General features: G+C 41.9%; 20 protein-coding genes. All 20 read left to right on the top strand.

Features of this window, described 5'->3' with window-relative positions:
• Positions 1 to 16 precede the first annotated feature (16 nt).
• A complete protein-coding gene (locus tag BM146_RS10920) occupies positions 17 to 796 on the top strand; it encodes a 5-deoxy-glucuronate isomerase (RefSeq protein ID WP_074888606.1) in 780 nt (259 codons plus the stop codon).
• Positions 797 to 818: 22 nt separating this feature from the next.
• Complete coding sequence (iolE, locus tag BM146_RS10915) at positions 819 to 1715, top strand: myo-inosose-2 dehydratase (protein ID WP_074888602.1); 897 nt, start codon at positions 819 to 821, stop codon at positions 1713 to 1715.
• 362 nt (positions 1716 to 2077) lie between these two features.
• Positions 2078 to 3088, top strand: a complete 1011-nt coding sequence (gene iolG / locus BM146_RS10910; protein WP_074888599.1) for an inositol 2-dehydrogenase — start codon at positions 2078 to 2080, stop codon at positions 3086 to 3088.
• A gap of 14 nt (positions 3089 to 3102) precedes the next feature.
• Positions 3103 to 4257 (top strand): iron-containing alcohol dehydrogenase, encoded by a 1155-nt coding sequence (locus BM146_RS10905; RefSeq protein WP_074888596.1) that lies wholly within the window; start codon positions 3103 to 3105, stop codon positions 4255 to 4257.
• Between the two features lie 146 nt (positions 4258 to 4403).
• The gene (locus BM146_RS10900; RefSeq protein ID WP_074888592.1) at positions 4404 to 6488 is read left to right on the top strand and encodes an ABC transporter substrate-binding protein; all 2085 of its coding nucleotides are present in this window, start codon (positions 4404 to 4406) and stop codon (positions 6486 to 6488) included.
• Positions 6489 to 6593: 105 nt separating this feature from the next.
• Positions 6594 to 7682 (top strand): ABC transporter permease, encoded by a 1089-nt coding sequence (locus BM146_RS10895; protein WP_242829978.1) that lies wholly within the window; start codon positions 6594 to 6596, stop codon positions 7680 to 7682.
• Positions 7682 to 8800, top strand: a complete 1119-nt coding sequence (locus BM146_RS10890) for an ABC transporter permease (RefSeq protein ID WP_074888588.1) — start codon at positions 7682 to 7684, stop codon at positions 8798 to 8800. Before BM146_RS10895 ends, BM146_RS10890 begins: the two co-directional genes overlap by 1 nt.
• Before the next feature lie 13 nt (positions 8801 to 8813).
• The gene (locus BM146_RS10885) at positions 8814 to 9911 is read left to right on the top strand and encodes an ABC transporter ATP-binding protein (protein WP_074888584.1); all 1098 of its coding nucleotides are present in this window, start codon (positions 8814 to 8816) and stop codon (positions 9909 to 9911) included.
• Positions 9898 to 10905 (top strand): ABC transporter ATP-binding protein, encoded by a 1008-nt coding sequence (locus tag BM146_RS10880; protein ID WP_242949386.1) that lies wholly within the window; start codon positions 9898 to 9900, stop codon positions 10903 to 10905. Before BM146_RS10885 ends, BM146_RS10880 begins: the two co-directional genes overlap by 14 nt.
• A 226-nt stretch (positions 10906 to 11131) precedes the next feature.
• Complete coding sequence (locus BM146_RS10875) at positions 11132 to 12049, top strand: ABC transporter permease (RefSeq protein ID WP_074888580.1); 918 nt, start codon at positions 11132 to 11134, stop codon at positions 12047 to 12049.
• Positions 12049 to 12915 carry a carbohydrate ABC transporter permease gene (locus BM146_RS10870; protein WP_074888577.1) on the top strand — a complete coding sequence of 289 codons (867 nt, stop codon included), beginning with the start codon at positions 12049 to 12051 and terminating at the stop codon, positions 12913 to 12915. The genes BM146_RS10875 and BM146_RS10870 overlap by 1 nt, the downstream gene beginning before the upstream one ends.
• A 140-nt stretch (positions 12916 to 13055) precedes the next feature.
• Entirely contained in the window at positions 13056 to 14705 is a 1650-nt protein-coding gene (locus BM146_RS10865; protein WP_074888574.1) for an extracellular solute-binding protein, read from the top strand.
• Positions 14706 to 14918: 213 nt separating this feature from the next.
• Positions 14919 to 15647: a glucosamine-6-phosphate deaminase gene (gene nagB, locus BM146_RS10860; protein WP_074888572.1), complete on the top strand. Its 729-nt coding sequence runs from the start codon at positions 14919 to 14921 to the stop codon at positions 15645 to 15647.
• A 103-nt stretch (positions 15648 to 15750) separates the two neighbouring features.
• Positions 15751 to 16599 carry a MurR/RpiR family transcriptional regulator gene (locus BM146_RS10855; RefSeq protein WP_074888569.1) on the top strand — a complete coding sequence of 283 codons (849 nt, stop codon included), beginning with the start codon at positions 15751 to 15753 and terminating at the stop codon, positions 16597 to 16599.
• Positions 16600 to 16741: 142 nt separating this feature from the next.
• Positions 16742 to 18202 (top strand): ABC transporter substrate-binding protein, encoded by a 1461-nt coding sequence (locus BM146_RS10850; RefSeq protein ID WP_074888567.1) that lies wholly within the window; start codon positions 16742 to 16744, stop codon positions 18200 to 18202.
• Positions 18203 to 18281: 79 nt separating this feature from the next.
• Positions 18282 to 19196: a carbohydrate ABC transporter permease gene (locus BM146_RS10845; protein ID WP_242949385.1), complete on the top strand. Its 915-nt coding sequence runs from the start codon at positions 18282 to 18284 to the stop codon at positions 19194 to 19196.
• Between the two features lie 20 nt (positions 19197 to 19216).
• Positions 19217 to 20083, top strand: coding sequence for a carbohydrate ABC transporter permease (locus BM146_RS10840; protein WP_022772568.1), 867 nt, complete (start codon positions 19217 to 19219; stop codon positions 20081 to 20083).
• 19 nt (positions 20084 to 20102) lie between these two features.
• Positions 20103 to 20996, top strand: coding sequence for an N-acetylmuramic acid 6-phosphate etherase (gene murQ, locus BM146_RS10835; RefSeq protein WP_074888564.1), 894 nt, complete (start codon positions 20103 to 20105; stop codon positions 20994 to 20996).
• A complete protein-coding gene (locus tag BM146_RS10830) occupies positions 20980 to 22140 on the top strand; it encodes an anhydro-N-acetylmuramic acid kinase (RefSeq protein WP_074888558.1) in 1161 nt (386 codons plus the stop codon). The genes murQ and BM146_RS10830 overlap by 17 nt, the downstream gene beginning before the upstream one ends.
• Before the next feature lie 183 nt (positions 22141 to 22323).
• Positions 22324 to 23463, top strand: a complete 1140-nt coding sequence (locus BM146_RS10825) for an exo-beta-N-acetylmuramidase NamZ family protein (protein ID WP_074888555.1) — start codon at positions 22324 to 22326, stop codon at positions 23461 to 23463.
• The last annotated feature ends 11 nt before the right edge of the window (positions 23464 to 23474 follow it).

Raw genomic sequence — 23474 nt, 5'->3', positions numbered from 1 at the left:
AGAAGGGGTTACACAGATGGGAAAAGTTTTTGGATATCCTGAGTTTGACGAAAACGGTGAGAAAATCCTGACAACCTATGACAATGATTACAAAGATATGCTTATGGACATCAGAGTTTATCGCATGTCACAGGGACAGACAAAAGAACTACTTAAACCTGAAGAGGAGATGGCAGTTCTTTTGCTCAAAGGAAAGCTCAAATACTCATGGAATGGGCAGGAAAAAGAGGTTTACAGAAAAGACGTGTTTACTGACGGGCTATATGCTCTTCATGTCTGCAAAAACACAAAGGTTGTGATCGAGGCAGAAAGCGACGTCGAGGTTCTCATTCAGTGCACTGACAATGAAAGAGAATTTGAAGCAAAGTTCTATGATCCGGAAAACACACCTTGGATCTATTCCTGCAAAGATAAATTCGGGGGCACGGCAAAGAGAAGAGTGAGCACTGCATTTGATTATGAGACAGCGCCATATTCAAACATGGTTCTGGGAGAAGTATTAAATGATCCGGGCAACTGGTCAGGGTATATTCCACACACTCATCCACAGCCTGAAACATATTATTTCCTGTTTGATCGTCCGGAAGGATTCGGAGCAAGCTTTGTGGGAGATGAAGTATTTAAGAGCGTTGATGGAAGCTTTTCAGCAATTCCCGGAGGCAAAGTTCATCCGCAGTCCTGCGCACCGGGATTTCAGATGTATACCTGCTGGATGATAAGACATCTGCCCGGCAATCCATGGACCGACAGAATAGATGATGAACGGTATGTTTGGTTATATGACTATAAGGGGTAAAAAACTTAAAGGAGAAGGGAAAATGTTAGATAAAAATAAGGTTTCTTTGGGGATAGCACCAATTGGCTGGACCAACGACGACATGCCTGATCTGGGAAAAGAGAATACTTTTGAACAGTGCATTTCAGAAATGGCCCTTGCAGGATTTAAAGGGTGTGAGGTTGGAAGCAAGTATCCAAAGGATGCAGAAGTATTAAAGAGAGCACTGGATCTTAGGGGAATACAGGTTTGTAACCAGTGGTTTTCATCATTTCTTTTAACAAAACCATATGAAGAAGTGGAAAAAGAATTTATTGCACAGCTTGAATTCTTGAAAACTCTCGGAGCAAAGGTTATCGGAGCCTCTGAGCAGAGCTATTCCACACAGGGCAAACTTGATCAGCCTATTTTTGTGGATAAGTATGTCATGAACGACGATGAATGGGTAAAACTTACCGACGGACTTAACCGCCTCGGCAAAGTCGCAAAAGAACACGGCATGACACTTACATACCATCATCACATGGGCACAGTAGTCCAGACTGAGGAAGAAATAGACCGCTTCATGGACATGGTAGATCCTGAACTCGTCTACCTCCTCTTCGACTCAGGCCACCTCTCATTTGCAGGCATCGATCCGGAGCCAATTCTTAGAAAGTATGTAAAACGTGTTAAGCATGTTCACTTAAAAGACATAAGAAAAGCGAAAGTTGAAGAAGCCAGAAAGAATAACTGGAGCTTCCTTAAAGGAGTAAGGGAAGGTGTCTTCACAGTACCTGGAGATGGCGACGTAAACTTTGCACCACTCTTCAAAGTACTCGAAGAATCCGGCTACGAAGGCTGGGTAGTAGTAGAAGCAGAACAAGACCCAGCTAAGGCAAATCCATTTGAATATGCAAAGAAAGCCAGAGCATACATAGCAGAAAAAACAGGACTTTAAGAACAGATTCTTATAACGATATGTGATTCATAGCATAAACAACAAAGATAAAATCAGTTTTTATTCAAAGATAGTACAAACAGCAAACTACTTTGTTCGCATTTACATTTTTAACAGAACAGAAGTGTGAGGCGGATAGAAGTTGCATAGGTAATAGGCAGCTTTGAGAGCCTTTGTGCTCGTCGGCACTTATAAGGTTGCGAATCGAATATGCTGAAGCTTGCTTCGGGCATATTCGATGAGAAAGCTTATTAGTACCGCTACGAAGCACATGGAGCGAAAGCGTCCTCAAAGCGCCTATTACCGTGCAACTTCCCATTCGCCCACACTTCGTCCAGTCAACCAACGAAAGGGGAAAAATAATGGTTACAGTTGGAATTATCGGCGCAGGCCGAATTGGAAAGGTACATGTACAGAGCATTACAAATAACGTTCCCGGAGCAAAGATAAAGACCCTCGCAGATCCCTTCATGAATGATGAGACGGCCGCTTGGGCTAAAGGAATGGGAATACAGAACGTTACAAAAGACTATAAGGAAATCATAAACGATCCGGAGATCCAGGCAGTACTTATCTGCTCATCAACAGATACTCACGCTCCTATCTCTATCGAAGCAATTAACGCAGGAAAACATGTCTTTTGCGAAAAACCGATCGATCATGACGTAAGCAAGATCCACGAAGTTATCGATGCACTTAAGGGCAAAAATCTCAAGTACCAGGTTGGTTTCAACAGACGATTTGACCATAACTTTAAGGCTGTTCAGGCAGCAGTGGCAGCAGGAAAAATCGGTGATCCACAGATCATCAAGATCACATCAAGAGACCCTGAACCACCATCACCTGCATATGTTGCAGTGTCAGGCGGAATGTTCATGGATATGACAATCCACGATTTTGACATGGCAAGATTCCTTGCCGGTTGTGATGCAGAGGAAATCTATGTGCAGTCAGCAGTTTTGGTTGACCCTGAAATTGGAAAGGCAGGCGATGTAGATACCGCAGTTATCACAATCAAGATGAAAAACGGAGCTCTTGTAGTTATTGATAACTGCAGAAAGTCCGTATACGGATATGATCAGAGAGCGGAGGTATTCGGTTCAAAGGGAATGGTCGCAAATGCCAACGATTCACAGTCTAATGTAGTTCTTTCAAACGAACAGGGCGTAACAGGTGAAAAGCCATTATTCTTCTTCCTTGAGAGATACATGCAGGCTTATTCAGATGAAATCAAGGCATTTATCGATGCTGTAGAAAACGACACAGATACAGTAGTTGGTATCGATGATGGACTTAAGCCTGTACTTATGGCAATGGCAGCTAACCTTTCAGTAAAAGAACACAGACCAGTAAAACTTTCTGAAGTAGAGTGAGGGGGACTTTTGTTATGGCAAAAGAATTTATTGTACCGGGGAAAATAGTTACAGGAAAAGGCAGCCTTAAGGAAGTAGGAAAATATGTTGATAATTTCGGAGAGAAGGCACTTATCGTCTGTGATCAGATCACAGAAAAACTCGGAAAAGTAAAGATCGTTACAGATGCCCTTTCCAAAAAGAACATAAAATATGCAATTTTTGACAGCTTCCTTGGAGAGCCTACAAACATCATGATCGACGAGGCTCTTTCTATCTATAAGAAAGAAAACTGCGACTTCCTCATCGGAATTGGCGGCGGAAGCGCGCTTGATATCATGAAGGCTGTGGCTGCAATGGATGCTAATCCCGGCAAGATCTCCGACTACATGGGAAAAGAGATTTCGGGAATAAAGGCAAAGATGATCGCCATTCCAACAACTGCAGGCACAGGCTCTGAGGCCACTCAGTTCACTATTATTTCGGATGTTGAGTCCGGGGTAAAAATGCTTCTTAAAGGAGCTCAGCTTATTCCTGACGTAGCGATCATTGACCCTGAGCTTACATTTACACTTCCACCTAAAATGACTGCATCAACAGGACTTGATGCCCTCACACATGCAGTAGAAGCCTATACATCAAGAAAAGCACAGGCTCTGACAGATACCTTGGCAATATCTGCAATAAAAAGAATATTCAACTACCTTCCACTTTCATATCACGACGGAGGAAATGACGTAGCCAGAACACAGATGTCTATTGCGGCTCTTGAAGCAGGAATGGCGTTTAACAATTCAAGTGTAACTCTTGTTCATGGAATGAGCCGCCCAATTGGAGCTCTTTTCCACGTTCCTCATGGAATATCCAATGCCATGCTTTTGGGAGTCTGTCTTGATTATGCAAAAGAGGGCGCAAAGGACAGATTTGCAGATATGGCAAGAGCGATAGGGGCAGCCACTGATGAGGACTCTGATGATAAAGCTGCAGATGCCTTTATGGTACAGATCAGAAAAATCTGTGATGTTTGCCAGATTCCGACTCTTGAAGGATATGGAATAAACAGAGAAGAGTTCCATGCCAGCATAGATAAAATGGCTGAAGATGCAATGATAAGTGGAAGCCCTTCTAATACAATCAGAGAATTGGATGCTGAAGTATTGAAAGGTCTTTATCGCAAAATGTATCCGTGATCAGATTAATTTAATTAAATGTTAATAAATGTCAGAATGACAAAAAATGCAATGTTTTATTAAAAAAAGATAAAATTTTGGCTATATAGTGTAGGAAACCAATGATATCATAATGGTGTTGAAGGTTTTCAAAATAAGGAGGGAATATGAGAAAGAGTACAAGTAATAAAGTATTATCTGCAGTTCTCCTGGCAGCAACATCTGTAACAATGCTTGCAGGCTGTGGTGGGGCAGCTACACCAAGCACATCAGCGGATACTGCAGAGAGCACACAGGCTTCTACAGAAGCGGCTGAAACTGCTGCAACTGAGGCTACAACAGCAGAAGCCGTAGAGATTTCAGGTTATTCAGAAGCACCTATGCTGGCAGAGCAGGTAACAGCAGGAACACTTCCTGCAGTAGAGGAAAGAATTCCTAATGCTGACAACATTTTTGTTGAGACAGCAGATGCTACCGGTGCAAAGATTGAGATTGGTAATTATGGTGGGGTTATCAATCTTGCAGGTGCAGGCGGCGGTTGGGGATTATCAAGACCTACTCTTGAGTCTATCATCCGTTACAACACAGACGGATCATATTATCCAAACGTTATTAAATCTTTTGAACATAATGATGATTACACAGAATGGACCTTCAAATTAAGAGAAGGCATGAAGTGGTCTGACGGCGAGCCATTCACAGCTGACGATATCACATTCTGGTACTACATGTGCCACCTTTCAAATTTTGACAGCAAGAAGAACGGCTGGTCAGCACTTAAGGAAGAAGTAGATGGAGAGGACGCATTTGCAACTCTTAAAAAGGTTGATGATTACACAGTAACATGGACATTCGTTAATCCCAAGTATCCTGCTGACTTCATCGAGAACGGCGATTTTAAATGGTGTTGGGCTCCAGCTCACTATTTAAGCGACCTCATTCCTGATTCTGAGGACTTCCCATATGTTGAGAATGAGTACTGGCAGAGCACAGGCCTCTCAGAGGAAGAAGTTCTTACAAACGCACAGAAAAAGAATATTGATGCAGCAACAGTTAAGGATTTAGGAAAAGCAGTAGCTTACAACTTCTGGAATACATCAGGAGTTCCAACACTTAACTCTTTCGTTCTTTCAACTGTTCCCGGAAACAGCTCAAAGGATGATACACTTTGCATCATGGATCGTAACCCATACTTCTGGAAAGTTGATGCAGCCGGCAACCAGCTTCCATATGTTGATGCACTTCACTTTAACACAACTTCTGAAGATGGACAGGATCTTCTTATGTTCCGTTCAGGAGAGCTTGATATCATTACAATTGCTATGCAGGATATTGCAGCAACAAAGGCTGACCTTGGTGATGCAGCAGAGATCCGTGAATGGGGTACAACTAACTGGGGTAGCTACCAGATCACATTTAACTACACAAACACAGACAAGAATTATGCAGATCTTTTTGCTAACAAGGACTTCCGTGAGGCAATGTCAATCTGCGTAGACAGAGCACAGGTATCACAGCTTCTTACAGATGGATTCCTTGAGCCTGGTCAGGCAGCTCCTGCAGAGGGCAACGTTGGTTATGACGCTGAGTGGGAGACAAAGTGGACTGAATATGATGTTGAAAAGGCACAGAGCCTTCTTGAAGGATGCGGACTTGTAAAGGGATCTGACGGATTCTATGATTTTGCAGATGGTTCAGACCTAATGATCACATTCCTTGCATATGATGGTGGTGCTGATGAGTCTTATCCTGTATTCGAGCAGTACTACAAGGCAGTAGGTATCAACTGCGCACTTAAGAATCTCGAAGTTTCAGCATTTGATGAAGCTATAGACAATAATGACTGGGTAGCTGTAATGGGACCTCACACATCAATCGGCGGTGCTTCACTTAAGGATAGAGCAGCTCCATTCGTTCCAATTGCTCAGGCAGCTGAATGGTATGGTGAGTATGGTACATATTACGCAACTAAGGGAGCACAGGGTGTTGAACCTACAGGTGATATGGCAAAGCTTGTTGAACTCTATGACAAGTGGCGTCTTACATCTGATGAGGCTGAAAGAGATGGTTATCAGGCTGAGATTTTCAACATCCACAAAGAGAACCTCTGGTCAATTGCATACCTTAAGGCAGAGAATTCTTACGAGATCATCTCCTCAAAGCTTAAGAACTATGCAGATGGTCTTGTATGGGCTGACTGCTACCAGTACGCAAACATGGCTCATTACGAAGTAATGTTTAAGGCAGAGTAATTCTGGGGACAACACAGTAGTATTATTTTAAATAGTACCGGAGGCGTGGTTGGTTTCCACGTCTCCGGATTTTTAAGGAAAGGGACATTTCTAATGGAGGAAAAAGTGGCAAAAAGGAGTTTTGGGGACAGTCTTAAGGCCTTTTTTCAGAAGGATCTTGTTCAGTACATCATCAAGCGTGTACTTATGTTCATTCCAACAATTCTTTTAATCTCAATCTTGGTTTTCTTCGTTATTCAGCTTCCTCCGGGGGACTATGTATCCGCACATATAGCGGCGCTTGCAACCGAGGGTGAATTAGTAGATGCAGATTATGCGGCATCAATGAGAGCAGACTATGGACTTGATCTGCCTGTTTGGCAGCAGTATTTAAAGTGGGTAAAAGATATTATCTGGACCCCTACAGATTCAGCATATTACAGACTTTATCATTCACATCACAACTGGAAATACTCTTTTGCATACGGAAGAGACGTGTGGAGTGTAGTTAATGACAGACTGGGGCTGACAATCGGTGTAACGGCTATCATCATGTTGTTCCAGTATCTGGTTTCTATACCGATAGCGGTATATGCAAGTACGCATCAGTATTCTGTTGGCGATTACATATCGGCCATAATCGGATTCTTAGGTACTGCCATACCGAACTTTATTTTGGCAATTGTGCTTATGTATCTCTCCTATAAATGGACGGGAAATGCCAATGTAGGCCTTTTTAGCCAGGAGATGTTACAAAACGGCGTTCATTTATACAATTTCGGCGACTTCTTAAAAAGAATGATCATTCCTATTATCGTAATTGGTACAAGCGGCACCTGCGGAATCATCCGTTCAGTGAGAGCCCAGATGCTCGATGAGGTTGCGCAGCAGTACACACTTACAGCAAGAGCTAAGGGTGTTCCTGAAGGAAAAATCATCATGAAGTACTGCTTCAGAGCAGCTATAAACCCTACTGTATCAGGACTTGGCGGAGTTCTTTCAAGCCTGTTCTCAGGATCTACAGTAACAGCTCTTGTGCTTAACATGCAGATCCAGGGACCTGTACTTTATAAGGCCCTTCAGTCTCAGGATATGTACCTTGCAGGTGCAATCGTTATGATCCAGGCAGTGCTGGTTGTTATCGGAGTTCTTTTATCTGATATAGCTCTTGCCTTCCTTGATCCAAGAATCAGATATTCAGGAGGTAACAGATAATGGCAAAACGTACTAAGTCAAAAGAAGATTATTATCTTGCCTCCCAGTGGACTCTGATGGCAAGAAAGCTTAAAAAGCATAAACTTGCTCAGGTTTCATTTATTATTTTGGCAGTTCTTTACATTGGAGCATTGTTTGCAGATTTCCTTGCGCCATATTCACTTGATGAGTTCGACGGACTGTACAGGAACTCAGCTCCGACAGAAATTTATACTATTTTTAACGACGAGCATGTAGGCCCCCATGTTTACAAGCTTGCAAAGACTATTGATAAAAAGACATTTGAAGTAAAACTTGAACCTGATCTTTCTGAATACTACAAGATTGAATGGTTTGTTCACGGAACTGAATATAAGATATTAGGTCTTTTCCCATGTGACCTTCATCTCTTTGGTGTGGGCGAAGGCTCCAATGGAGGAACAGGAGCAAAAATATACCTTTTCGGAGCAGATTCACTTGGACGAGATATCTTTTCCAGAGTGCTTTTGGGAGCAAGGATTTCCCTTTCAATCCCATTTGCCAGCGCATTCATAAGCTTTTTTCTGGGCGTTGCTATTGGTTCGATTTCAGGATATTTTGGTGGCGTTATAGATATCATAATTCAGAGAATAATAGAGGTTATAGGAGCTGTGCCTCAGATTCCGCTCTGGATGGCACTTTCAGCAGCTATCCCTGCAGGAATCTCTACAGTTAAGATGTATTTCTACATGACGATCATTCTTTCGTTCATTAACTGGACAGGAATGGCCAGAGTTGTAAGAGGTAAGTTCCTTTCACTTAAGAATGAAGACTACGTTATGGCTGCAAGAATCTCAGGCGTATCAACATGGAAGATAATCTGGAAGCACCTTGTTCCGGGCTTTATGAGCTACCTTATCGTATCTCTGACTCTTGGAATTCCGGGTTCAATCGTAGGTGAGACATCAATGTCATATCTTGGACTTGGTATAAAGTCACCTGCAACAAGCTGGGGTGTTCTTCTTCAGGAAGCAAGCTCAGTAACAGATGTGGCGGCAAACCCACACAAGCTTATTCCAATTATTTTCGTTACTATCACAGTTTTGGCATTTAACTTCCTTGGCGATGGAATGAGAGATGCAGCAGATCCATACAAGTAATCGGGAGGAACTTATGGAAAAGGACAACATTATAGAAGTAAAGGACCTCCATGTAGACATAAAGATGATGGAAGGTACTCTTACACCAGTAAGAGGCGTAAACTTCGAAATAAAGCGCGGCGAGACTCTTGGACTTGTTGGAGAGTCAGGCTGCGGTAAATCAATCACTTGTAAATCAATTCTTGCGATCAATGACAGAAAGTGCACACCTCACGGCGAAATCATGTTCAGGAATGAGGATGACACTGAGGTGGATATTCTTAAGATGGACCCTAAGGGAAAAGAAATAAGAAATATCCGCGGAAAACAGATCTCAATGATATTCCAGGAGCCTATGGTGGCTTTTTCACCAATGTATACCATTGGAAACCAGATCACTGAGGCAACTCTTTTGCATATCACAAAAGACAAAAAGAAGGCAAAAGAGATTTCCCTTGAAGTCATGAGAAAAGTTGGAATCGCAAATGTGGAAAAGAGATATAATCAGTATCCACACGAGTTTTCCGGCGGTATGCTTCAGAGAGCACTTATAGCAATGGCGCTGGTATGTAATCCAAAGCTTTTGATCGCTGATGAACCTACAACAGCTCTTGATGTGACAATTCAGGCTCAGATCCTTGAGCTTATGAAGGAGCTTCAAAAAGAGTTCAACATGGCTATTCTGTTCATCACACACGACCTGGGAGTAGTTGCAAGGATGTGCGACAGAGTAGCAGTTATGTACCTTGGAAAAGTCGTGGAGACAGGCGATTCCAAGACAATATATGCAAATCCTCAGCATCCATACACTCGCGGACTTATGGGTTCCGTTCATAAGATCGGTGGAAAAAAAGATGAGAGATTATTCTCAATTGAAGGAACAGTGCCTCTTGCCATGAATCTTCCAAAACAGTGCGGATTCTATGACAGATGTGACTGCAGGATTGAGGGACTTTGTGATAAAGCAGAGCCTGAACTTGTTGAGATAGAACCCGGATATAAGATTGCATGCTTTAACTGCTCTAATCCTGCTTGCCAGGCACACAGAGCTGAAGTTGAAAAGAGGCTTGCAGAAGAGGCAGCAAATCCTGTTGAGCCAGATGAGGGAGGAAAAAAGCGTGGAAAAAGATAATATTTTAGAAGTAAAGCATCTCCACAAGCGCTTTACCTCCAAGAATGTCACTGTTAAGGCGGTTACAGATGTTTCTTTTAGCGTAAGAGAAGGAGAGACAATAGGAATTGTTGGAGAGTCCGGCTGTGGAAAGACAACTCTTGGAAGATGCATTGTAAGAGCGTATGATGCTTCAGAGGGAGAAGTTTTTTACCGCACAGAAGCAGGAGAAGAAGTAGACTTTTTGAAAGTTGATAAAAAGAAGATGAAGGGAATCCGCAAGGAGATCCAGATGATCTTCCAGGATCCGTATTCATCCCTTGATCCAAGAATGACTGTACTTGACATCATAAAGGAACCTTTAAAGGCCAACTATCCCAAGATGCCTGACAGCCAGATGGATCAGATGGCAAAAGAAATGGCGGAGAAAGTAGGACTTAATCCTGCTTATCTTATGAGATATCCACATGCATTTTCAGGCGGTCAGAGACAGCGTATCGGTATTGCAAGAGCGCTGGTAATAAAGCCCAAGATCATTGTGTGTGATGAGGCTGTTTCAGCTCTTGATGTTTCAATCCAGGCACAGGTAATAAATCTTCTTAAGGATTTACAGAAAGAAATGAAACTCACTTATATCTTCATTTCCCATGACTTGTCTGTAGTTGAGCATATATCTGACAGAGTTGGTGTAATGTATCTTGGAAAAATGGTTGAATACGGTGAGACAGAGCAGATATTCACACATCCAAAGCACCCATATACAGAGGCTTTGATGTCAGCAGTTCCTGTTGCTGATCCAAACTTTATCCAGGAGAGAATACCTCTTAGGGGAGAGATTCCTAACCCGGCTAATCCACCAAGTGGATGCTATTTCCACACACGTTGCAGATATTGCACTGAAAAGTGTAAGGAGTGTACTCCTGAGTATTTTGAGATTGAAAAGGGACACTTTGTAGCCTGCAGTCTTGCAAATGAATTAAGCCTTCGCGGTTTTAGCTATGAGGAAACAAAATAATTAGTATCATAGTTTTGGGGCAGATGAACAAAAGTTTATCTGCTCTTTTTGTGCACTTTTTTGCCAAAAACAAAAAATGCAATGTTTTAGAGCAATAATAGCAAATTATCTATAGTTTCTTATTCATGACATGGGTAAAATATTATTATATAATGATAAAGTAATAAAGAGTTATCATTTTATCGGCAACAGGCGTTTTAAAAACAGGGGTTAGGAAAGAGAGACTATGAAAAAAGATAAGAACGGTAAAGTAAAAGTCTATTTAAGAAATAACTGGCAGCTGTATCTTATGCTGATAATTCCGGTTATCTATATGATTCTTTTCAAGTACAAACCAATGCTCGGAGTAATAGTAGCATTCAAGAAGTTCAACGTATTTAAAGGTATCTGGAACAGCCCATGGATTGGACTTGCAAACTTCAAAGAGGCCTTTACATCAAAGGATTTCTGGAGCGCACTGAAGAATACTCTGGTATTGAACATTGGTGATCTTATTATTGGATTCCCATTCCCGATTTTCTTGGCGATCTTTTTAAATGAGCTAAGAAGTGAAGGTGTAAGAAAGACAACACAGACACTTTTGTATCTGCCAAACTTCCTTTCATGGGTTATCATCTCAGGTATCGTTACTCAGCTCTTTTCAAATTCAGGACTTGTTAACAATCTTATCGTAGCACTTGGCGGTGAGAACGTATCATTCCTCAGCAACTCATTTATTTGGAGATTTGTATACTGGATCATGGGTGTATGGCAGGGGGCCGGCTACTCGCTCATTGTTTATCTTGCAGCGCTGATGGCGGCAGATGCTTCACTTGGTGAGGCTGCTTATATCGACGGAGCAACAAGACTTCAGAGAATATGGCATGTTACACTTCCTCAGATTTCATCTACAATAACAGTTCTTCTTATCATGCAGATCGGAAGACTTGTAAACATCAGTTTTGACAGACCATACATGATGGGAAATACTCTGGTAAGAGATGCTTCTGATGTTATCAGTACCTACGTTTATTCAGTAGGTCTTGCGGCAGGAAGATTCGATTTCGCTACAGCTGTAGGCCTTTTCCAGACAGTTGTCGGAATAGTTCTTGTCTTTGCAGCTAATGCTGTTATCAAAAAAATGGGACAGGAGGGAATCATGTAATGAGCGCTATCAATAGTAAAAACGAGAGAATATTCCAGTTCTGCTGGACAGCATTTTTCATAATAATCACATGTATAGCAATGGTTCCTATTCTGCGAGTACTTGCTGTATCACTCAGTGGAAAGAACGCGATCCTTGCAGGTAAAGTATTTATCTTACCTGTTGACCTTACTACAGAAGCTTATACAAGAGCACTTCAGAGCGGAAGCTTTGTAAACTCTTTCTGGTATTCAATAGTACTGATGCTTGCATCAACTATTATAAATCTTCTTATGACAGTTCTTGCCGCTTACCCTCTTTCAAAGAAAGGGCTCGTTGGCGGAAAGATAATCATGACACTGTTCGTTCTCACGATGTATTTACACCCGGGTGTAATTCCTGAGTACTTGAACGTAAGAGATTTCAAGATGATCGATACAGTCTGGGCACTTATTATTCCGGGCGCGCTCAGTGCTTATAACATGATCATCATGTGCAACGCATTTAAAGGTATCGACGAAGCCATCTATGATGCAGCCAAGATTGACGGATGCAGTGAGGCGAGGTGCCTTATAAGCGTTATCCTTCCACTTGTTTATCCTACACTTGCAACACTTGGTCTTTTCTACGCAGTAGGAAGATGGAACGGAATCAGTGATGTTCTCTACTACATCAATTCATCCAAATACTTCACAGTACAGATGGTACTTAAGCAGTTCGTTGAGTCCATCAATGTATCAGTAGAAGAGGGACTTCAGACTAACCTTGTAGCAGAAAACATTAAGGCAGCCAGCATTGTAATTTCAATGCTCCCTATGCTTATCGTGTATCCATTCGTACAGAAATTCTTTACAAAAGGAATTATGGTTGGCGCGGTGAAAGGCTGAGCTGTGAGAACTTGCTGAGGTTTTTTCGAAGCTAGTTCGAACGTGTTAAACCGAGCGAAGCGAGGTTTAACTTCCTTATAAATCATGAATCTGACCTGTAAAGGGTTAAGTATATAAAGAAGTAAAAAAGGAGGATTCAAATGAAAAAGAAACTATTGGCAACACTTCTTAGCGCAGCTATGGTAGTAGGCGCAATGACAGGCTGCGGCAGCTCATCAGGCACAACAACGGCTGATACTACAACAACTACTGACAATGCAACTCAGACAACAGATGCAACTCAGACAACAGATGCAACTGCTACTACAGAGGCACCAGCAGAGGATCTTAAGGGCGATGAAGTAGATATCACAGTTATGGTATGGGACAGAGGAAATGCTGCACCTAACACAACAACTGAAGATAATGCACTTACACAGTGGATCCAGCAGCAGATGAAGGATCTTTACAACATTAACGTTTCATACGTTTCTGTTCCAAGATCAGAGTCAGATGACAAAGTTAACATTATGATGTCAGGTGGAACAGCTCCTAATATCGTAATGACATATTCACAGGATCTTTTCTACAATTACGCATCAAGCGGGGCTTTAAGAGATCTTTCAGATCTTTACAAGCAGTATGGTTCAAACATTGAGCAGTACTGTGGCGAAGCGCAGACAGGTATCGCTGATCTTGGTGATCAGAAGTTCGCTGTTATGAAACAGAGAGGAACAGAAAATGCCCGTCACACAGCTTATATCCGTAAGGATTGGCTTGATCAGCTCGGAATGGATGTTCCTAAGACAAAAGAAGAACTTGGCAAGTACCTCTATGCTGTAAAGGATGCAGGACTTGGCACACCTTGGGGCATGAGCGGACGTGCTGATACAGAGAAGATGTATCTTAACTTCCTTGGATCTTATGTAGATATTCCGGATGACAAGTTTGCTTACACATATGCTGAAGCATATATGGCAGTTGCTCCTGGAGCAAAGGATGGTCTCAAGCAGCTCAACACATGGTACAACGATGGTCTTATCACTCAGGACTTCCCAACAGATACAGATGAATCTGTATTCCTTGCAGATGTAGCAAACGGCAAGATTGGATTTGTTCTTGATGATACAACACATATTTGGGATTCAACAGCAGTTCTCAACACAACACTTGGCGCTGAAGATGCTTCATTCATCCCTGTACAGTGCTTCGATCTTCCAGACGGATCATACAGAACACCTTATGAGTACAGATATGCCATGTTCGTAATGATTCCTCAGGAGACAACTTCTGACGAGCAGGCAGTAGCTTGCATGAAGTACCTCAACTGGCTTGCAGATCCAGCAAACGCAGTTCAGGTTCGTTACACACCAGACCTTACATACAATGATCTTGGCGTAGCTGTAGAGCCTTCAACAGCTGATAAGGAAGCTAAGGGATATCCTGGAACATGTGATGACCTTTGCATCATGAACCTTAACTTTGACTGGGTAAACAACTACGACACAATGTCAGAGTCTAACTACCAGACACAGGAGCAGGATTGGGCTTCGGTTGACTGGTACAAGAACTACTACACAGTTTGCCAGACTGGTAAGTATCGTTTCCCTGTATACGGATATGTTTCTGATGAGCAGGCTACATACGGAACAGATATAAAGAACAAGATGCTTTCATTTGTTTACACATGTATTTGTGCTCCTGCAGATCAGTTTGAATCTGTTTACGAGAGTGGATATCAGGAACTTGTTAATTCAGGACTTCAGAAGATCCTTGATTCAAGAGCTGCATATTACGACTCAATCAACTGATATATAAATACTTAGAGAAGGTATGTATATATAAAAGAGGGGCTGTCTAAAGGCAGCCCCTTTACAATGCAAAAAGTAAAAACTGTTATCGAATATACGACGAAATAGATATGATATATAATATTATCAGGATGTGAAAAATTGTGGCTTTGTAGCAATTCATTTATTAAATTGCATTGAAAATAAGCTTATATAAATGTGTGGGAGGAAGGCATGGAGATAGTAAGAGCAAAAGATTATGGCGAACTAAGTAGAAAGGCTGCAAATATTTTGGCTTCACAGATTATTTTAAAGCCTGAAAGTGTCCTTGGGCTTGCCACAGGATCATCACCAATAGGACTATATGAGAGACTTGTGGAAATGTATAGGAATGGGGATTTGGATTTTTCCAAAATAAAGACAGCAAATCTTGATGAATATGTAGGACTTGATCCTGAAAATGACCAAAGCTACAAATACTTTATGAATATAAATCTTTTTTCAAAGGTTAACATAGATTTGAACAACGTAAATATTCCTGATGGAACAAATAAGGATGCCGAGACAGAGTGTGACCGATATGAGACAGCAATCGAGTCTCTTGGCGGAATTGACCTGCAACTGCTTGGTATAGGAAATAACGGACATATTGGCTTTAATGAACCTGCCGACCATTTTCCTGCAAGAACACATATTGTTGACCTGACAGAGAGTACAATAGAGGCAAACAAGAGATTTTTTGCCGATGTATCATTAGTGCCGAGACAGGCTTACACCATGGGTATTGGAACCATTATGAAAGCTAAAAAGATTGTCATGGTGGCAAATGGAGAGAAGAAAGCACCGATTATAAAAGAGGCCTTCCTCGGAAAGATAACACCACAGGTTCCTGCATCAATACTTCAACTTCATCCCGATTTTACACTTGTGGCAGATGAGGCGGCGCTGTCCATGATTCAATAAAGATGTATTAGTATCACAGAATTCGATATGACAAAGAGTGTCACAACTGATGGGTGGCACTCTTTTTTGGAAATATAAAAATGCCTGAAAGTAGGTGACTGACTTGAAAAATCCTTTACTGAGACTGAGAGAAATGCAAGGCTATATCGGTAGTGCAGAGAAAATGGCAGCTGAGCATATACTTAGAGACCCTAACATTGTCATTGAAAATGGAATAAGGGAGCTTGCAAAAAAGGTATATGTTTCACCTGCAACTATCGTTAGACTTACAAAGCATCTTGGCTTTGATGGTTATAAACAGTTTAGACAGGCTGTTCTCTATGAGCTTGCGCAGTACAATGGAAAGCAGCGGGATAACAGCGACAGCATAAGAAAAGATGACAGCATAAAAACTATCATCGATAAGACAACAAGCAGAAACATCATGACTCTGCAGGAGACACAGCAGCTTCTGGATGTGGACAGGGTTGAAGAGTGTACAAAGCTTATAGCTGATGCCAGGTGCCTTAGAATGTTCGGAATGGGAGCTTCTTTATGTGTAGCAGAAGATGCTTACCTCAAATTTTTGCGAGTTAATAAGCTGTGTCTGATAGCACAGGACTGGCATTCTCAATATCTTATTGCCAAAAATTCCCAGCCTGAGGACGTAGCTATTTTTATTTCTTATTCCGGTGAGACATCAGAAATGATCAAATGCATGGAAGCCATAGGGATAAACCACACTCCCAGCATCCTTATCACAAGGTTTGCGCCCTCGACTATGTCAAAAATGGCGGACCATGTTCTTTATACCCCTGCAAGTGAGTCTCTTTTTAGAAGTGGGGCAACTTCTTCCCGAATAGCACAACTTAATACTGTAGATATTCTGTTTACTGCCTATGCTACGGCAAATTATGAGTATTGCATAAACCAGATAAATTCCACACACATTGAAAAGAATTCAGAAAACTAACACCTGATCTGTCAAAGTTACAGAATATGAAACAATGTTTCATATTGATAAGATATCGTTGAAAAAGTGTTATCAAGGGGCTAACATCTAGTTAAGGTATTTATTTCGGGATTCAAGCTATATCCATATAAGGAGGGAATGTATGAAAGTAAAAAAGGTATTGGCATTGGTTTTGTCTGTAGCAATGATTTCCAGCCTTGTGGCATGTGGAAACGCTGCTTCAGAAACTCAGACAGCTGGTAGTGATACCCAGCAGGCAGAAACAAAAACTGAAGAGACTAAGGCTGAGGAGACAACAACAGCTGCTTCAGACGTTACAGACACGATCACAATCATGGTTCCACCAATTACGGGAGACTATGTTGATCTTTTAGGGGGATGGATAAGCGATTTTAATCAGGAATATCCCAACATCAAAATTGATGTTATATCAACAAGCTGGGATGATCACACAGAAAAACTCACAACAATGGCACTCGCCGGCGAAGCTCCCGATATTGCAGAAGTAAGCTATGCAGCTATAGGTTCTTATGTAGAGAACGGAACAGCAATTGATATCTCTAAGTACATAGATCCTGAAAGACTGTCTGACTATGATCAGAATGCGCTGGATTATATGACTCTTGAGGGAACTCTCTATGGACTTCCACTTTATATCACAATTCAGGCCCTTGGCGGAAACAGAGAGATGCTCGAAGCAGCAGGCGCGGATGTTACAAAGATTCAGACCAGTGGCTGGACATATGATCAGTTCCTGGATGTTATCAAAAATGGAACAACAAGTGACCGCTTTGGTTTTGTATTTGCCAACGCAGGCGCAACAACACAGGACTTCATAAATATTTTTGGTGTAGCAGCAGGAATTACTTCAAGCTTCACACAGGATCTTAAGTATTCTTATACATCAGACAATATGCTTTCACTTCTTGAAGCTGTTGAGACTATGACATCCTCAGGCTATATGCCTAACTACGCTGTAGAAGCAGGCCAGAGACTTGTAATGCTTCAGACAGGTCAGACAATGCTTACAGGTAAGGCAATGCCTCTTTTTGAAAACAATATCAAGAGAAATATTGAGAAGATGCAGGCAAAAGACCCTGAGGCAGTTGAGGGAACAATTGAGATGGAATATGTATTCCTTCCTGTTCCAACAATGGAAAATGCAACAGCATCAGTATTTGGTACAGTTGACGGAATGATCGCACTTAGAAACAACAACACAACTGATGAGCACCTTCAGAATGTTCTTAAGTTCATGGATTTCCTTTGCTCAGGTGAAAGAGCTGCAACTGTAGATAACGCTGTATATCTTACAGGTGTTTGCGAATCAGCAAGAAAGGCACAGGAAAGCTTCGAGCTTGATCAGTCCGATGAGAACGCAGCAGCTGTAGCATATGCTATTTCTAAGGTTGTTGCACCTCCAACAGGTATTTCTGCAGAGCAGAGCGCTAACGCAAAGACAATGATGGATGAGACAATTGTTCCTAAGTTCCAGGCACTTCTTGCAGGTGAGACAACTGCTAAGGATGTGTATGATGCAATCTGCACAGAAGCATATAAGCTCTTTGGCGAAGAGAACTGTGCATCCGGCTGGATCAAATAAATAAATCAATACCACATGAAAATGTGAAAAGCCCCTCCCGCCGAGAGCAGGTGGGGCTTTCTTAAAAGGAGTACAACCCTTGAAAAAGCAGGAAATACATAATAAGAATCTTTCAAAGCCAAGATATCACATGGCAGACAACATAAGCGGATGGGGATTTATAGGTGTTGCAGTAGCGGTATTCGTGATCTTTACTCTATATCCTGTAATATCCGCGGTGATAACCAGCTTTCAGGAATATAAGCCATTCGGTTCTGAATTTGTTGGATTTGAAAATTACATAACAGCATTGGGAAACGATCTATTTTGGAAGTCCATCAAGAACACTCTTGTTTATACAGTGGTAGTCATTCCGCTGTCCCTGATACTTTCATTTTCTATAGCAATCATGATAGTTCCTTTTACAAAGAGTGTGCAGTCAGTGTTCAAAGGAATCTACTATCTGCCGGGAATAGCTTCAGGTGTAGCAATTTCAGTTGTTTGGCTCTGGCTCTATGATGCCTCTCCAAATGGAATATTCAACAGAGTACTGGCTCTTTTTGGAGCAACATCTCAGAACTGGCTCTCATCAAGTAAGACTGCCATGCTCTCTCTGATCATCATGGCTCTTTTATCAAGTCATGGTGCCAACATCATCATATACATTGCAGCACTTCATGGTATTGATAATACATATTATGAAGCAGCTGAAATGGACGGAGCGAAATTTTTCCAAAAGATCAGATATATCGTGCTTCCTATGTGCAGACCTACAACATTATTTCTTTTGGTAACGGGTGTGATCGGCTCTTTTCAGGTGTTCATGAATGCCTACATGATGACAGGTGGAGGTCCGGACAATAATACGACCATGATCGGACTGCTAATATTTAACAATGCATTTACCTATGGAAAATATGGACTTGCATGTGCTCAGGCAATATTGCTGGCCATTGTTATAGCAGCACTTACGACCCTCCAGTTCAAGTTAATGGGAGAAGATATTGAGTATTGACATATTAGGGGAAAGCAAAAATGGCAACTGGACTTTATTCTCAACATCTACATAATAGAAGTATTTTTTACATAAGAAATTCTCTGATCGCAGTCTTTTTGATCGCGTTCGCAGCGGTATCACTGTTCCCAATTGTATATATGTTTGCGTGGTCGTTTGGACCTGCTATCGAATCTGCATCCACGTCCTACAACATTTTTCCGGGAAGGTGGTCACTTGATTCCTATAAGGCATTTATAAGCTTTAGCAATTATTCGCTGAAGTGGATCTGGAACAGTATTATTGTGGCAACCTTTACTGTACTTGGAAATGTTATCTTTGCCGGAATGGCAGGTTATGCATTTTCAAAAATTAAATTCAGAGGCAGGAGTTTTCTGTTTTTTGTAATACTGCTTTCAATGATGATACCTTATCAGGTTACGCAGGTTCCGCTTTATATTTTAATAGTAAAAAACTTCCATATGACAAACACATACCCCGCGCTGATACTTCCGGGGATGTGCACAGCCTACAACATTTTTATGGCTAAACAGTTTTTTCAGGGAATTCCAACCGCGCTTATTGAGAGTGCAAAAATTGAAGGATGCAGTCAGCTTATGATCTTTAACAAAATAATCCTTCCTTTATCAAAGACAATTTTGTCAGTAATGGCAATAAACACATTCCTGAATTCGTGGAACACGTTCTTTTGGCCATTTCTGGTTACGTCAAAAGAAGAAATGTACACGATCCAGGTTGGACTTAAGACATTTAAGTTTGCCAACGGCTCTCTTTTGTCACCTATGATGGCAGGAGCCTGCATTTCAGTAATACCAATGTTTGTATTGTTTTTCTCTTTACAAAAATACTTTTTGGAAGGCGTCACAGTTGGCGCAGTAAAAGGCTGATATAAGGAGCAGGTTATAAATGGATCTTTCTAATATAGCAACAGAGCAAAGAAATGAGAGAACGGAGCATATCGACAGACTTGATACATTGGAGATGGTAAAGCTCATAAACAGTGAAGATAAGCAGGTAGCATATGCAGTTGAAAAAGTATTGCCACAGGTTGCAGAGGCAATTGAAAGTGCTGCGGAGCGGTTGAAAGTTGGCGGAAGGCTAATATATGTTGGGTGCGGCACTTCCGGAAGACTTGGAATTTTGGATGCGGTTGAGTGCCCTCCGACTTTCTCAACGGACCCATCAATGGTGCTTGGGCTGATTGCCGGTGGAACTACTGCTATCTTTTCAGCTGTGGAAGGGGCAGAGGACTCCTATGAACTCGGGGCAAAAGACCTGGAGGAGAAAAAAATATCTGACAGAGACCTGGTAGTTGGGCTTGCCGCTTCAGGCAGAACTCCTTATGTTATCGGCGCTATGAAGTATGCGCGGAGCATTGGCTGCAAAGTGGTAGGCGTGACTAGCTGTCCCGGCTCTGAAATAGATGTACTTGCAGATATAGGCATTGCGCCTGAGACAGGGCCTGAAGTCATAACAGGTTCTACCAGACTAAAGAGCGGTACTGCAGAGAAAATGATCCTGAATATGATATCCACCGGAACCATGATAAAGCTTGGAAAAGTATATGGTAACCTGATGGTCGATGTTAAGGCTTCGAATGAAAAACTTGTAAACAGATGCGAGACCATAGTTGAGAGGGCAACAGGCGTCACGAGGCAGGAAGCTGCTGATGTGCTCAAAAGATGTGACTACAAGCCCAAGGTAGCTATAGTCATGATAAAGAAGGGCGTTGAAGCTGATAAAGCACAGAGCATACTGGCTGATGCGGGAGGGATAATATCGGATGCACTGTCAGAGTGAGCTTGCGATCGGCTTAATGGGCGGCACATCTATGGATGGGATTGATGCGGCGCTTGTTAAGATATCACAGGACAATAGCTCAGTAGAAGCTGAGCTTTTAGAATTTGAATGTTATTCCTATTCGGAAGAGGTAAAAGAAACATTGTTATCTCTTTCGAAAGGAATTAATGGCGGAACCAGAGAAATATGCCTCATGCAGGAGCTTCTTGGGAAACTTTATGCAGATGCATGTGTCAGTTTATGCCAGAAAGCAAATGTGAATAAGCACGATATTTCTTTTGTCGGGTGCCATGGTCAGACCCTGTGGCATCAGCCGAAGGCCATAGATTATCTGGGCAACAAAATAAGAGGAACGCTTCAGATTGGAGATCCTGGTTTTATCTGCGAAAAAATAGGATGTCCTGTGGTCAGTGATTTTAGACCAAGGGATATGGCAGCAGGTGGACAAGGGGCTCCAATTGTGCCATATACAGAATTTATTTTGTATAGAGAAGATAAAGATGTGGCGCTGCTAAATATTGGTGGGATATCCAATATTACCATTCTTCCGGCAAAGGGCAGGATTGATGACGTAATAGCATTTGACACCGGCCCTGGGAATTTACTTATAGACCAGATGGTAAAGGACTACACTCAGGGCGAAAAAGTCTATGACGAAGGCGGTAAAATAGCTCTTTCAGGGGAAACTTCGAAAGTTCTTTTGGACTACATGATGCAGGATGATTACCTTAAGATTGCTCCGCCGAAATCAACGGGAAGAGAGCATTACAATTCTGATTTCGTAAAAGATATATATGAGTTTTGCACCACTAATAATATCAGTAAAGTTGACATGATCGCGACAGTAAGCAGGTACACAGCGGAATGTGTATATCATTCAGTTAGAGAGTTCTCCTCTGTTTATCCTTCAAAGCTCATTGTAAGCGGAGGTGGCACACACAATGAGGCAATCATGCGCCGCTTAAAAGAGCTGTTTTTGGATTGTAGGGTGATGAAGGCAGAAGAGGCAGGAATAAATCCTGATGCCAAAGAAGCGGTTGCTATGGCGGTGCTGGCCCATGAGACAATGCAGAGGAAATGCAATAATGTACCATCTGTCACAGGGGCAGAGCACCCCGTTATTATGGGAAGGATTACTTACTAGTGTGGCTGTTTTTATATTTCTTGACTATATTGCTTGGATATAATTTGCAATCTACAAGGCGGAAGATGGAGTCGATTGGCGTCCATCGACGACTGATGACAACGCAGTAGATTTAAATTATAGCAAGCATATAGTCGAGTTAATATAAAACAGCTACACTAATTAGCAGGAGCTTGGAATTACATGGTTTTGTGTGGAGCGGACAGGTTAGAAGAATATAGGGATGTATTTCAGGGTGGAAGAGTGGGGCTGATAACTACTCCCACAGGAAGGCGAATTGACGGTAAGAGTACCATTGATGCGTTAAAAGAAATTTGTGACCTCCAGGTTCTTTTTGGTGCTGAGCATGGAATACGGGGAGACATCGAGGATGCTGCCACAGTAAAAGGTTTTCATGACAAAGCGACAGGACTTCCGGTATATAGCCTCTACGAAGGTCAGAGACGAAGAATGACAGAGGAAATGCTGGACCTTTTTGACATCATTGTCTATGACATACAGGATGTGGGCAGCAGGTATTACACCTTTATTTCGTCGCTAAAAAATGTGATTGAAGATTGTGCCAAAAGAGGTAAAAAGATAGTTGTGCTTGATAGGCCCAATCCCCTTGGAGGAGTGGCTATTGAAGGTAATGTATTACCCAAAGAGGAGTTTAGCTTTGTTGGCTGCTATTCACTTCCTGTAAGGTATGGCCTTACTCCTGGTGAATTTGCAAACATGGTCAATGAAGAGGAGAAGCTTGGGGCGGATATAACGGTCATTCCATGTAAGGGCTGGCAAAGAGCAGCTCTTTTTCCTGAAACAGGACTTAATTGGATCATGCCAAGCCCCAATATTCCGACCTTCGAGACAGCACTTGTTTATGTGGGAACCTGCCTTATAGAAGGGACAAATGCATCCGAGGGCAGGGGGACAGCCAACCCCTTTAGTGTCATTGGAGCTTCTTATATTAAGGAATCGGAAAAACTCGCTAAGGAATTCAATGGCAGAAGACTTGAGGGATTTGTTGCAACTCCATATTTCTTTAATCCCTATACTTCCAAGCATTCCGGAAGGCACTGCGGAGGAATTCATATTCATATCACTGACAGAGAAAAAGCAAAGCCATTTGAAATGGGAATAACACTTCTTGAGATACTGGATAGAGCATATGATGAATTTGAGTTTTTGCCACCTGTAGCGGGTAGGGATAAGCCATTTATACAACTACTCTCAGGAATGCCATTAGATAAAGGCTTTAAGGCAGCAGAAATAATCGAGAAGATAAAACAGGAACAGGAAGAATTTCAGATCAGAAAAAATGAGTATCATATATATGATTAAGTGGGGATGAC

Source organism: Butyrivibrio proteoclasticus (assembly GCF_900115735.1).
GTDB lineage: Bacteria > Bacillota > Clostridia > Lachnospirales > Lachnospiraceae > Butyrivibrio > Butyrivibrio proteoclasticus_B.
This window is presented reverse-complemented; position numbering and strand designations above follow the sequence as displayed.